Origin of the sequence: Paenibacillus thiaminolyticus, assembly GCF_007066085.1 — a bacterium.
GTDB lineage: Bacteria > Bacillota > Bacilli > Paenibacillales > Paenibacillaceae > Paenibacillus_B > Paenibacillus_B thiaminolyticus.
In genome coordinates, this window is record NZ_CP041405.1 from 2781870 (window position 1) to 2794569 (window position 12700).

The window sequence follows — 12700 nt, forward strand, 5'->3', positions numbered from 1 at the left end:
CGCAACCGATTATGGAGGAGGACAATCTATATGGAAGACCGGCAATTCACTATCCCTTCGTTCGATTCCTTCGATCCGAAGGCGGCCAAGCGGTTCATGGAGGAGACTTTTGCGAAATACCGGATGTGTAAAGTAATGCGGTATGCGGTGCGGGAAGCGGCGGTCACGATGAAATATGAAGCGAAGGAGCACGGCGCGACGAACCGGGTCGGCGATCCGACCGGCAGTATCGCTGCGCATAATGCGGACAAGGCGAACGAATGTCTCGCCTTCTGCGAAGTGATCGAATCGCTCGTCGACCAACTGGAGCCGGACGAGCAGCTCCTCATTCGCGAGCGCTATATGAAAGGGGCGCGCGTCACGGACACGAACGTGTACAGCTTCGCCTTCGATCCGCCAATCAGCGCGGTCACGTACGGCCATATCCGCAAGCGGGCGTTCCAGAAGCTGCTGCACGCGTTCCAGTATGTGTTCCCGGGTCATAGCGGATAAAGGCTCGCCAGGGGAAGAATACAACAACAAATAAGCCCGGACCGCCTGGTTTCCCAGGTCGTCCGGGCCTTTCTTTTTCATGGAGGCTTACTTCTTGCTCTCCTTCGGATACATCTGCTCGCGCAAGCCTTTGATCTCGTCGCTGTCGAGGTACTCGTCGAACGTCGTCACGCGGTCGATGATGCCATTCGGCGTAATCTCGACGATGCGGTTCGCGATCGTCTGCACGAATTGATGGTCATGCGACGTGAACAGCATCGTGCCGTCGAAGTCGATCAGACCGTTGTTGAGCGCGGTGATGGATTCCAGATCCAAGTGGTTCGTCGGCTCGTCAAGGATGAGCACGTTCGCGCCCGCCATCATCATTTTCGAGAGCATGCAGCGCACCTTCTCGCCCCCGGACAGGACGCTCGCCTTCTTCAATGCCTCTTCGCCGGAGAAGAGCATGCGGCCCAGGAAGCCGCGCAGGAACGTCTCGTCCTGATCCTTCGAATATTGGCGCAGCCAATCGACCAGGTTGTCTTCCACCCCGTCGAAATAAGCCGAGTTATCCTTCGGGAAATACGCTTGCGACGTCGTCACGCCCCAGCTGAACGTGCCGGCATCCGGCTCCAGCTCGCCCATCAAAATCTGGAACAGCGTCGTCTTCGCCAAGCCGTTCGGTCCGACGAACGCGATCTTGTCGCCTTTGTTCACGACGAGATGCAGATTATCGAGCACCTTCTCGCCATCAACCGTCTTGGTGAGGCCTTCGATCGTGAGCAATTGCTTGCCTGCTTCCCGTTCGGACTTGAAGTTGATGAACGGATATTTCCGGTTCGACGGACGGATGTCGTCGAGCGTGATCTTGTCGAGCATTTTTTTGCGGGCGGTCGCCTGCTTAGACTTGGACGCGTTCGCGCTGAAGCGCTGAATGAACGTCTGCAGCTCTTTGATCTTCTCTTCCTTCTTCTTGTTCTGGTCGCGCGCCATCTTCAACGCCAGCTGGCTCGACTCATACCAGAAATCGTAGTTCCCCGCATACAGCTGAATCTTGCCGAAGTCGATATCGGCGATATTCGTGCACACCTTGTTCAAGAAGTGACGATCGTGGGATACGACGATGACGGTGCCTTCATAATCCATCAGAAAATGCTCCAGCCAGTTGATCGACTCCAGATCCAGATGGTTCGTCGGCTCGTCAAGCAGCAGGATGTTCGGGCGTCCGAACAGGGCCTGCGCCAGCAGGACGCGGACCTTCTGGTTGCCGTCCAGCTCCGACATTTTGTCGTCGTGGAGATTCTTCGGAATGCCCAGCCCGATAAGCAGTTCGGCCGCATCCGCTTCAGCTTCCCAGCCGTTCAGCTCGGCGAATTCGCCTTCCAGCTCGCCCGCGCGCATGCCGTCCTCTTCGCTGAAGTCGGCCTTCGCGTAGAGCGCGTCTTTCTCCTTCATAATGCTGTACAGCCGCTGGTGACCCATAATTACAGTCTCCAGCACCGCAAATTCATCGTATTCATAATGGTTCTGCTTCAATACGGACATGCGGTCTCCCGGAGTAATGTGAACCTCCCCGTTGGTAGGCTCGATTTCGCCGGATAATATTTTAAGAAATGTCGATTTACCTGCTCCGTTCGCGCCGATAAGACCGTAGCAATTGCCCGGAGTGAACTTGATGTTCACATCCTCGAACAAAGGCCGCTTGCCGTATCGGAGCGTAACGCCGGTCGTACTAATCATGGCATTCCCGTCCTTTAACACGCGATTTATCATTCAAATGATTATTATAGCACACTATGGCCGGTTATGCCCGCTTCCTGCGCAATGACGCCCCTGGTATCTGAATCTGACGAATTGTCCTCCCGTACCCTTCGCCGTTCCCGAGATGTTCGGATAAATATGCCAGGGGACTATATCGGCGGCTTTTTTTCCTATATAATGTATCTATCTGTAAAAGAAAGCGAGGGATGTTATATGGTGAATCCATCTGTATATAACGTTCGGGAGGAACGAGCAAGCGCCCGGCGCTTCGGCATGATTCAACTCTAACCCCAAGCGTCGGCCCGCCTGATACCGTGCTCCCGAACTTGCTGCCGCTACGTCGTTTGTCCCTTCATGGGGACATCGTTGGTACTGCAACGCAAGTTCATTTTATGCGGCATCGACCGCACCGAAGGAGATATCAGGCTTGAACGAAACCGACAGCTATTGCAACATCCATAATGACCGCAATCAACAACGAAACGAAATGAATGGAACTGCCATGGGCAGCGATGCGCTGGCCGGACTCGGCTGGGACAGCCGCTGGGCCGAGACGTGGAGCCACTGGTTGAACGGGCTCAACGAAGCCGCTCAGCGCCGCTATGCGGGCGGACTGGTGCCAGCGCGCGTCTTGCTCGCGCACAAGCATCTGTACCGCATCGCCGGCCCCGACGGCAGCGAATGGCTCGCCGAGGTATCCGGCCAGGCGCGCAACCAGATGACGGCCCCGGCCGATTGGCCGGCCGTCGGCGATTGGGTTGCCGCTGCGCCGCGGCCCGCGGAAGGCCGCGCGACGATCGCGGGCGTGCTGCCGCGACGCAGCCTCTTCGCGCGCAAGGTCGCCGGCAGCCGCCCGGAGGCGCAGGTCGTGGCCGCGAACGCCGATGTGGCGCTGCTCGTCACATCGATGACCTCCGACTTCGAGCCGCGCCGGCTGGAGCGCTTCGCCGCGCTCGCCTGGGATAGCGGCGCCGTGCCTTGCATCGTGCTCACGAAGGCCGATGCGGCCGACGATGCGGACGCCTTCATCACGCAGGCCGAGCTCGCCGCCCCGGGCACCGACGTGTTCACGGTGTCCGCGCTGACCGGCGCCGGCTTGGAACGTCTGCGCGCCCGGCTTGCCCCGGGCACGACGGTCGTGCTCGTCGGCTCGTCCGGCGTGGGCAAGTCGACGCTCGCCAATGCGCTTGCCGGCGGCGAACGGATGGCCACGCAGGAGGTGCGCGCCAGCGACAACAAAGGGCGGCACACGACGACGCACCGCGAGCTGCTGCCGCTCGAAGGCGGGGCGTGGCTCATTGACACGCCCGGCATGCGCGAGGTCGGCATGACCGCCGCCGACCATGACGGCTTGTCCTCGGCCTTCGAGGACATCGAGACCTTGGCGGCCGCCTGCCGCTTCCACGACTGCGCGCACGGCGACGAGCCGGGCTGCGCGGTGAACGCTGTGATCGCCTCCGGCGAGCTGGCAGCGGGCCGCCTCGCCAGCTACCGGAAGCTGCTGCGGGAAGAGGCCCGGATGCGCCGGGAGGAGACAATCCGCTTGCGTCGCCTGGAGATGAAGGGCGCGAGGAAGCCGGACAAGCGTCGCTAGGCGGGAGCGCCTCGTCCGTCCGCGGAGCGGCCCGTCCGTACTGCGGGCGGCTTCGCCTTCCCGCTCGCTGGACGGGCAATGCCCGCTCCAAGATCAACAAAGCCATCTGCCCCAGGCGCAGCGCCTTGGCAAATGGCTTTTTTTGCATGAATTGCACTTCTATTCTCCTCCGCGCCACGTCTCCCCGAGCGCCAGCAGCCTTACTTGCGACTCATCAAGGCTCCGCCGCAGCCGCTCCGCTTCCAGCCGATCGAGCGCTTCCTTCGGCGTGTCATCGGCCAGCTTGAAGGCGCCGTAGTGCATCGGGATCATCAGCTTCGCGCCGACATCCTCGAATGCCTGCAGCGCTTCCTCCGGGGTCACATGCTGACGGGACATGAACCACTCCGGCTCGTAGGCGCCAATCGGCATCAGCGCGACATCGATAGCGAAGCGGCGGCCAATCTCCCGGAAGCCCCGGAAATATCCGCTGTCCCCGGCAAAATAAACCGTCTCCTTCGCAGGCGGCCGCTCTCCCGTCCCCACGGCTTCGAAATCCAGCTGTTCCAGCACATACCCGCCCCAGTGTGAGCGGTTCATATCTGCAAGCGTCCGCCGCGTCCAATGCTGGGCCGGCACGAAGGTCACCCGCACGGAGCCGATCATGAGCTCCATCCACCATTCGAGCTCGACCGTCTGCGGGAAGCCTTTGCGCACCATCTTCGCCTTGAGCCCTCCCGGCACGACCAGCAGCGTGCGCGGGCTTACCAGCTTGCGAAGCGAGCCCATATGCAAATGATCATAATGGGAGTGCGAGATGAGAATGACATCAACCGGCGGCATCTGATCAATTGGAATGCCGGGAGGAGACAATCGCTTCTCCATCGCCATGCTCTCCGCCCATACCGGATCCGTGACGATATTCAATCCTCCCATTTGCAGCAGGAAGGTGGAATGCCCGATCCAGGTGATGGCCAGGGCGCCATCATTGTTATGAAGTCTGGCGAGATCCGGCTTCACTTGCGGAACGACATAAGAATAATCTTTCTGCTTCAGCCGCACTTTGCGTTCGGCGCGCCAACGCCGGAATTGCTTCCAAGCTTTTTCTGTCGAGACATTGTCCATATTCGTGTAATAGCGCTTCATGGCACCACCTCATTTGCACACCAAGTATTCGTAAGCCTTGCCGTTCGGACGTGCAGCAGCAAGGAAGGGGCCGGGCAAGAAAAATTCCATTCTCGTACTAGAATAACAAATCGGTCCGGCGAACTCCAATTCACCCCGCGGCCTTGCTGCCGGTCAGCGTTCCTTAACCGGATCGGCCGCCCCCGCTTCCATGCGCGCCGCACGCGGCCAGGCGCTGTCTGCCTCTATCGTATGCGCGCGCCGCAGTGCGGTCTATTCCCGTCCTGCAAAAACAGCGAATGCCCACGGCGGCACGGCGGTCACCGCATGCCGGTTGCCGCATGCCGATGCCGCATGCCGATGCCGCCGAGCGCCTATCTCTATTTTTAACTCAAAGCGGCCCGTTCCAACCTCCCGTTCTCACAAAATACTTGTCTAAGGACCCGGATTGTTCCCGGCTATGCCTTCATGTACAATGGAGACATACCAGAATGATACAGGAGGTGCCGTCAATGCAATTGATCACAATCGAACCGACGCCGAGTCCGAATTCCATGAAGCTTCATCTGGATGAGACGCTGCCGGCGGGCGTACGGCGAACCTACTCTGAAGATAATCGCCGCTCCGCGCCGCCGATCATCGGGCAGCTGCTCGATATCGACGGCGTGAAGAGCGTCTTTCATACCGCGGACTTCATCGCGCTGGATCGTTATCCGAATGCCGATTGGGCCCGCATCCTGGCCGACGTGCGCGACATTTTCGGACAGCCGCAGGAAGAGAGCGGACAGGGCGAGGAATGGTCGGCCTGGACCTCCTTCGGAGAGGCGCAGGTCTATGTTCAATATTTCCGCGGCATTCCGATGCAGATTCGGGTGCAGGCGGACAACCGTGAGGAGCGCGTCGGTCTGTCCGAGCGCTTCGTGAAGGCCGTTACCGAGGTCGCCAGCGCCACCTTGATCAAGGAACGCAAGCTGAGCGACTACGGCATTCGCTACGGCGAGCTGGCGGATATCGCGCGCGAGGTGGAGCAGGAGCTTGAAGCCGCGTATCCGGAGGAGCGGCTCGCTTCGCTCGTGCGTCAGGCGATCGAGAAGGCCAAGAGCGATGAGCCGTTCATCGAGGAGCGCCGCGAGCTCACGGAGGAAGAGCTGGCCGCGCGCCTGAAGGACAGCGATTGGCGCGTGCGCTATGCGGCGCTGGATCGGATGGAGCCGGAGGCCAGCCGACTGCCGCTGCTCGCGGAGACGCTCCGCGACCCGCAGAGCCAGATTCGACGCCTGACGGTCGTCTATCTGGGCGAGATCAAGACGGCAGAATGCCTGCCGCTGCTGTTCGAAGCGCTGCGCGATGCCTCAGTCAGCGTCCGCCGCACAGCAGGGGACACCTTGTCCGATATCGGCGATCCGGCGGCGATCGAGCCGATGATCGAAGCGTTGCAGGACAAGAACAAGCTGGTCCGCTGGCGCGCGGCCCGCTTCCTCTACGAAGCGGGAGACGAACGGGCCGTGCCGGCGCTAGAGGAAGCGGCGAACGACAGCGAGTTCGAGGTCGCGCTGCAGGCGCGTATGGCGCTGGAACGAATCCGCTCCGGCGAGGAAGCGGTCGGCACCGTCTGGCAGCAGATGGCCCGCCTGCGCGAGCAATCCGAAGCCGAACGGGCCTGACACGAAGCAGGGCTGCAGCGGTTCAGCAGACAAAGGAATAACGGAACGGCGGGGTATCTCCCTTTCAGGTGACGATACGCCTGCCTGCCCGCAGTACAAGACGGTACCCGTTCTGGATACCGTCTTTTGGTTCATTTCCCGGCTCTACAGCCCCTCTAATCGGCTCAATGTCCCGGCGACGGAGCCACTGCCGCCTCTTCCGGATGCAGCGTCGCGTGGAACTGCGTCGTGTACAGCGAGGCATAGCGCCCATCCAGCTTCAGCAGCGCTTCATGCCGTCCCCGCTCCACAATCTCGCCCTCTTCCATGACCAAGATCTGGTCGGCGGAGAGGACCGTAGACAAGCGGTGAGCGATGACGATGGTCGTCCGCCCCTGCATCAGCTCAGACAGAGCCGCCTGCACATACGCCTCCGATTCGGAGTCCAGATGGGATGTCGCCTCATCGAGAATGAGGATGCGCGGATTTTTGAGAATCGCCCGCGCAATCGCCAGCCGCTGCCGTTCCCCGCCGGAGAGACGATGCCCCCGCTCGCCGACGACGGTATCATAGCCTTGGGGCAGGCCGGCAATCATATCGTGAATATAAGCCTTGCGGCAAGCCTCCTCCAGCTCGTCCTGGGTCGCGCTGTCCTTGGCGATACGCAGGTTATCGGCCACCGTCGCGTGGAACATGAACGACTCCTGGGTGACGTACGCGACCTGGGCGCGCAGCGACTCCAGCGACACGTCCCGCACGTCATAGCCGTCGATGAAGACCATGCCTGAGGTCGCGTCATACAGGCGGCCGATCAGGTTGATCAGCGTCGATTTGCCGGCGCCGCTCGGTCCGACAAGGGCGACCACTTCCCCAGGCTCCGCGTGGAAGCTGATGCCGCGAAGCACCTCTCCTCCGCTGCCATAGCGGAAGGTGACATCGGCGAATTCCACCGCGCCTTGAACCGCGCCAAGCGTTTTCGCATTTGGCCGGTCCCTCACCTCCGGCTCCATATCCATATATTCAAAAATACGCTGGAAGACCCCCATCGCGGTAACAACCTCGACGTGCAGATTCAGCAAGGTGCCGAAGGGCTGATACAGCCGGGACAGATAGGCCGCGAAGGCGACAATCGCGCCGATCGTCATCGGGCCGTAGATGACCTGATAGCCGCCATACATATAGATCAGCGCCGTGCCGAGCGGCCCCAGCGTCGAGACGAACATGAAGAACCAGCGTCCGGCCAGGTTGAGCCTCACTTCCAGCTCTTTCACCTTGTTGTTCTGCTCCTCGAACCGGGCTTGCAGCGCAGCTTCGCGCCCGAAGATGCGGGACAGCAATGCGCCCGAGACGCCGAACACTTCCCCCAATTGCGCGGACATGTCGGCCCGCACCTTCTGGGTCTCCGAGCGCAGCCGCTTGCGGTAACCTGATACCTTGCGCACCGGGATCATCGACAACGGCAGGATGACGATCGCCATCAGCGCCAGCTTCCAGTCAAGGGTGAACAGGATGCCAATTGTCGTGCAGATGATAACGATCTGCGTGAGCGAAGATACGGCGACGTTCGTGACGACATTTTGAATCGCGGCCACATCATCGGTCACCCGCTGGATGACCTCGCCGGAGCGGGCCGCAGTGAAGAAGCCGACCGATTGCAGCTGCAGGTTACGGAACAGCCCCTGCCGCAGATCGGACATAATATGCTGGGTCACGAGCGTATTGAGATGGCTCTGCAGCACGCCGAGCATCCCGCTTGCGATCGGCAGCCCGACGAGCAGCGCGGCACAGGTCAGCAGCAGCGCCACATCCTTGTTCGGGATGGCGATGTCGATAATGCGCTGCATGACGAGCGGCGGCAGCAGGCCGATAATGGCGCCGGAGAGCGCCAGAAAAACAATCCAGAAAAGCCGGAACAGATACGGTCGGAACAAGGCCCCGATCCGCTTGAAGGACACGTCCTTCACCGAGACGCGCGGCTGCCCCTTCGCATCCCGAATGGGGACCGAGCGGTTGCCCCAGCCTTGGTACATTCAGATTCCCCCTCATCATCCGGCTTCTCTCCCCATTTACGCCGATATATGTCTTGCCTTACACTGTCACCATTGTAGTACTGTGATGTTGATTCTATTATAATCGCAATTATGTCGTTAGGAAGACATTGTCTGGAGAAAAAACGGGGGTAATCCACGTGACTCGCTGCACAGCTCTCGAAAATCCTGCGATAACACAGGATTCTTCACCGGCCCTCTCTCTGAAAAAAGAAATCCTGCTAAAGTGCAGCAATTCGCGGCGCCATGGCTTGATATGGAGGGGAACCGGGTGAAAAGCTGCATTCTGGCAGGAATTTTGTTAAAAAGTCGAAAAACCAAGAGAAAAACCTGCGCTTTTGCAGTAATTAGGCCGCAAGAGACACCGAGCAGTTCGTTTTCTGCGCTGATGAGATATTGGTCATAAGAGACAAAGAGCAGTTCGTTTTCTGCGCTGATGGGATATTGGTCATAAGAGACAAAGAGCAGTTCGTTCCCTGAGCTGATGGGATATTGGTCATAAGAGGCTAGGGGGATGGATCTATAGACTTATGTACTGCACGCCGCGTCGTCCCGCTCAACGACAGTATTGATTTATCAATTTGCCTGGGAACCTCGGCTTACCGGGTTTGCTCCGTACAGGTTTTGCATATACTTCTGCCCATTGCATCTTTCGTAGCAATTCTGCTCTATGCAGGCATTTCAAGTAAGGCTTTAGTATAAGCAGAACTTGCAGACTAAGGTGGACTTGCATGCTAAACAGGTTAAGTAGCTTCACAGACTAGCAAACTAAGCAGGTAAGCTGACGAAGCAAACTAAGCAGGCTAAGCTGACGAAGCAGCTTTGCAAGTTAAACAGTGTGCAGGTCTTACAAGCTAAGCAGCCTATCTACTTAACCTTCACCCCAGCTAGCCGCGCACCACGCGTGCAAAAAAGAGAGCAGTCCGCGACTGCTCTCCGGCTGAGGCCATCAAAATCCATAATGGCGTTCCATACGGGAAAGAAAGCAAAGGGGCCCCCAGAAAACGCGCCAGCATCGCTTGTCAAGGTTGCCAGCCCCCACGGATGCTATCCCCTTAACCTGTCTGCCCTACAGCAGCTTCTCAATGACGGCGTTCGCCGTGCTCTCCTTGTTGTCGATCGATTCCTGGTACGTGCGCTTAAAATACTCGACATACAGCACATCCAGCAAGTACAGCTGCGCGATCTTCGCGGACAAGGAGCCGCCCTGGAGCGGGCCCTCATTCGCTCCGCAGAGGAGCGTAACGTCCGAGTGCAGCGTCAACGGAGATTTGACGAAGCGGGTGATCGAGATGATCTTGGCCCCCTTCTCCTTCGCTTTCTTCGCGGCCTCGATCGTGTCCTTGGTCGAGCCCGAGTACGAGAACATGACCGCCACGTCGCGCTCGGTCATGAGGGCGGCCGACATCATCTGAAGATGGGAGTCGAAGGAGCATTCCGTCTTTCTCGTGATGCGCATAAATTTGTTCTTCGCTTCGAGTGCGGTAATCAAGGACGTGCCCACGCCAAAAAAATGAATGCGTTCCGCCTGAATCATATAGCCGATCGCCTTCTCGATATCGTCCGCCTTGAGGAGGTCATACGTCTCGTTGATCGCATTGACATTCGTGGTCAATACTTTGGATGCCACCTGCTCGATCGTGTCGTCCATCCCGATCTGCTCGGTCAGCTGCGGGATTTCATTTTCCGCCGTAATGCTGTGCGCCAATGCGATCTTGAACTCCTGATAGCCCTTGAAAGTAAGCGACTTGCAGAACCGGAAAATGCTCGATTCCCCAACGTCGCAGGCATCGGCCAGATCAGTGATGGACATATAGATGACGCTTCTCGTATGCTCCAATATATAATCCGCTACTTTGCGCTCGGTGTTCGTGAAGGAATTATACATGGAATGAATGCGGGTCAGAATACTTATATTACGCAGTGCATCCACCCCCCTAGTGTATATTTACGGCAAAAAACGCGATGCGGCGCCCAACAGCCCCGCCTTGTTCCCGAGCGAAGCCTTGACGATGCGAACCCCGGCGAAGCTGGCCATAATGAACTCCTTCGTCCGCGCTTCCGCCTGACGGACCAGCTCGTCCCGCTCCATGACGCCGCCGCCGATCACGATGGCGGAAGGATTGAAGATATGGACGATGGACGCCAGCCCGGCCGCGACTTCCGTGATCCAGCCGTCAACGACACGCCGCAGCGGCTCGTTGCCCTTGTCTATTTTATCAAATAATATCCGCCCGTTGATACATTCCGGATCAACCTGCCGCGCCATATGGACGAGTGCCGTCGTCGAGGCGAATTTCTCGTAATACGGCTTGAATTCCGGATCGCGGCCTTCCGCCCAAGCATGCGTCATCATATGGCCGAACTCGGCGGCCACGCCGTTCGCCCCCCGGTAAATGCCGCCATTCATGACGATCGCGCCGCCGATGCCTGTGCCATAGGTCAGACACAGGAAGTCGGCATAGGAGCGGCCGGCGCCGAAGCGGCCCTCGCCCAATGCAGCCGCATTAACATCATTCTCAACCCGGACCGGCTTGCCGAACCGCTCCGTCAGCCTGTCCGCGATGCGCATCCCCGTGTACCCCGGAATATTTTCATTGGCGTAGACGATCACCCCCGCATCCGCATCGACCTGTCCCGCCGTGCTGACGGCAATCGCATCATAGCCGCTGTACTCCTCCAGATGAGCTATAAGCTTCCCGATGACATGCTCGCCGCCGCGCTTGCTCTCGGTCTCGTATTCCTGGAACCGCTCAATCCGTCCCGACTCGTCGCACAGGCCGATCTTGGTCGTCGTCCCGCCAATATCCGCCGCCACAATTTTCATAACGAACGCCCTGCCCTTCTATATGCGCTGTGTAGAACACAATCAGAGCATCATGACTAGACGATGCTATTCAGCCCGCTCAATGGCCTGTACGAAGCGCTTCGTAATCTCCATCGGTCTCGTAATCGCCGAGCCGACGACGGCTGTATGCACGCCGAGATCGAATGCCCGCTTCAGCTCCTCCGGCGTCGAGATGCCGCCTTCCGCGATGACCGGGACGGGGGAAGCGGCCGCAAGCTTCTCCAGCAGCTCGAAGTCCGGCAGCGCCTTGCCCCGGGTCGCTTCCGTATAGCCGCTCAGCGTCGTGCCGATGCAGTCGAAGCCCAGCTCGATCGCGGTCATGGCCTCCTCGTAGGTGGAGCAATCCGCCATAAACAATTGATCCAGATACTTCGCTTTTAACTGCGGGAACTGCTCGGCAATCGTCGTTCCGTCCGGCCGCACCCGATCCGTCGCGTCAATGGCGATAATATCGACGCCTTCGCGATAGAGCAGTCCGACTTCCCGGTCCGTCGGCGTAATGAACACATCCGAGCCTTCATAGTCCTGCTTGATAATGCCGATGATCGGCAGCTTCACCTGCTTCTTCATCTCCTGAATATCTTCGACGCTGTTCGCGCGGATTCCCGCCGCTCCGCCCAGGAAGGCGGCATACGCCATTCTCCCCATGATGAACGGGCTGTGCAGCGGTTCATCCGGCAGCGCCTGGCAAGACACGATCAGCTTTCCTTTGACCTGTTCAAATACAGTGGCATTTCGGTTCATCTGTATGCATCTCCACGTAAGTAATGTATTTCTTCACTCCGAAGTTATCCTTACTATATCACCGTACGGACCATACAGTAAATTATTTTCTTTTTATGTTTTACTTTTGAAAAAAATTTCTTCCCATTATAACTCCATGGACATGGTCACGTGTGTGAGCTCCGGAATGGCTTCCGTCACATTATGCAAACTTTCGGGAACATTTGTCATTGATTCCCCCCGGGGCATTCTTTATACTTAACGAATATAACGTGCCATTGTGCACATCATGCAAATCCTCATCCTATCCGAGATGAGGTAGAGGTTGCGGTTGTTAGTAGTAGCTCTGCGGAGGCGGGAAGCGCCGAGGAGGCAGAGGGAAAGGAACCACCGCCGAAGTCTGCGGGCATCTTCCAGCACGCGGGCTGGGGCTGTTGCCGAAAGGCGCAGCACTGTCATACGGGACTACCCGTTCCCGTATGGTGCGCTATCTTTTAAGGAAGGGTAT

Annotated in this window: 9 protein-coding genes and 1 riboswitch; of the genes, 3 read left to right on the forward strand and 6 right to left on the reverse strand. The window is 58.5% G+C overall.

What is annotated here, in order from left to right:
- Positions 1–30: 30 nt before the first annotated feature.
- Entirely contained in the window at positions 31–492 is a 462-nt protein-coding gene (locus FLT43_RS12550) for an ArpU family phage packaging/lysis transcriptional regulator (protein ID WP_087444599.1), read from the forward strand.
- Positions 493–579: 87 nt separating this feature from the next.
- Here FLT43_RS12550 and FLT43_RS12555 read toward each other — a convergent pair whose 3' ends face one another.
- Entirely contained in the window at positions 580–2211 is a 1632-nt protein-coding gene (locus FLT43_RS12555) for an ABC-F family ATP-binding cassette domain-containing protein (protein WP_087444598.1), read from the reverse strand.
- A gap of 448 nt (positions 2212–2659) precedes the next feature.
- Here FLT43_RS12555 and rsgA point away from each other — a divergent pair, with 448 nt between their 5' ends.
- On the forward strand, positions 2660–3826 hold the full coding sequence (gene rsgA / locus FLT43_RS12560; RefSeq protein ID WP_244194354.1) for a ribosome small subunit-dependent GTPase A: 1167 nt from the start codon (positions 2660–2662) through the stop codon (positions 3824–3826).
- Between the two features lie 159 nt (positions 3827–3985).
- On the opposite strand, the gene FLT43_RS12565 is transcribed toward rsgA, so the two are convergent.
- Positions 3986–4951 (reverse strand): MBL fold metallo-hydrolase, encoded by a 966-nt coding sequence (locus tag FLT43_RS12565; protein WP_087444597.1) that lies wholly within the window; start codon positions 4949–4951, stop codon positions 3986–3988.
- A gap of 491 nt (positions 4952–5442) precedes the next feature.
- Between FLT43_RS12565 and FLT43_RS12570 the strand changes: the two genes are divergently transcribed.
- Positions 5443–6594, forward strand: a complete 1152-nt coding sequence (locus tag FLT43_RS12570) for a virulence factor (RefSeq protein ID WP_087444596.1) — start codon at positions 5443–5445, stop codon at positions 6592–6594.
- A gap of 164 nt (positions 6595–6758) precedes the next feature.
- Here the strand turns inward: FLT43_RS12570 and FLT43_RS12575 are convergent, their stop codons facing one another.
- The 4 genes from FLT43_RS12575 to FLT43_RS12590 all read right to left on the reverse strand — a co-directional run bounded on the left by FLT43_RS12575 (position 6759) and on the right by FLT43_RS12590 (position 12213).
- Complete coding sequence (locus FLT43_RS12575) at positions 6759–8603, reverse strand: ABC transporter ATP-binding protein (protein WP_087444595.1); 1845 nt, start codon at positions 8601–8603, stop codon at positions 6759–6761.
- Positions 8604–9690: 1087 nt separating this feature from the next.
- Positions 9691–10554, reverse strand: a complete 864-nt coding sequence (locus FLT43_RS12580; RefSeq protein WP_438944422.1) for a MurR/RpiR family transcriptional regulator — start codon at positions 10552–10554, stop codon at positions 9691–9693.
- A gap of 15 nt (positions 10555–10569) precedes the next feature.
- On the reverse strand, positions 10570–11448 hold the full coding sequence (locus FLT43_RS12585) for an ROK family protein (RefSeq protein WP_087444594.1): 879 nt from the start codon (positions 11446–11448) through the stop codon (positions 10570–10572).
- Positions 11449–11514: 66 nt separating this feature from the next.
- Positions 11515–12213, reverse strand: coding sequence for an N-acetylmannosamine-6-phosphate 2-epimerase (locus FLT43_RS12590; RefSeq protein WP_087444593.1), 699 nt, complete (start codon positions 12211–12213; stop codon positions 11515–11517).
- 290 nt (positions 12214–12503) lie between these two features.
- Positions 12504–12690, forward strand: a riboswitch (Lysine riboswitch).
- Positions 12691–12700: the final 10 nt, after the last annotated feature.

Coding starts and splice junctions, on each gene's coding strand:
- FLT43_RS12570 (WP_087444596.1), top strand. CDS start 5,443: ATGCAATTGATCACAATCGAACCGACGCCGAGTCCGAATTCCATGAAG.
- FLT43_RS12575 (WP_087444595.1), bottom strand. CDS start 8,603: ATGTACCAAGGCTGGGGCAACCGCTCGGTCCCCATTCGGGATGCGAAG.
- FLT43_RS12585 (WP_087444594.1), bottom strand. CDS start 11,448: ATGAAAATTGTGGCGGCGGATATTGGCGGGACGACGACCAAGATCGGC.
- FLT43_RS12590 (WP_087444593.1), bottom strand. CDS start 12,213: ATGAACCGAAATGCCACTGTATTTGAACAGGTCAAAGGAAAGCTGATC.
- FLT43_RS12565 (WP_087444597.1), bottom strand. CDS start 4,951: ATGAAGCGCTATTACACGAATATGGACAATGTCTCGACAGAAAAAGCT.
- FLT43_RS12550 (WP_087444599.1), top strand. CDS start 31: ATGGAAGACCGGCAATTCACTATCCCTTCGTTCGATTCCTTCGATCCG.
- FLT43_RS12555 (WP_087444598.1), bottom strand. CDS start 2,211: ATGATTAGTACGACCGGCGTTACGCTCCGATACGGCAAGCGGCCTTTG.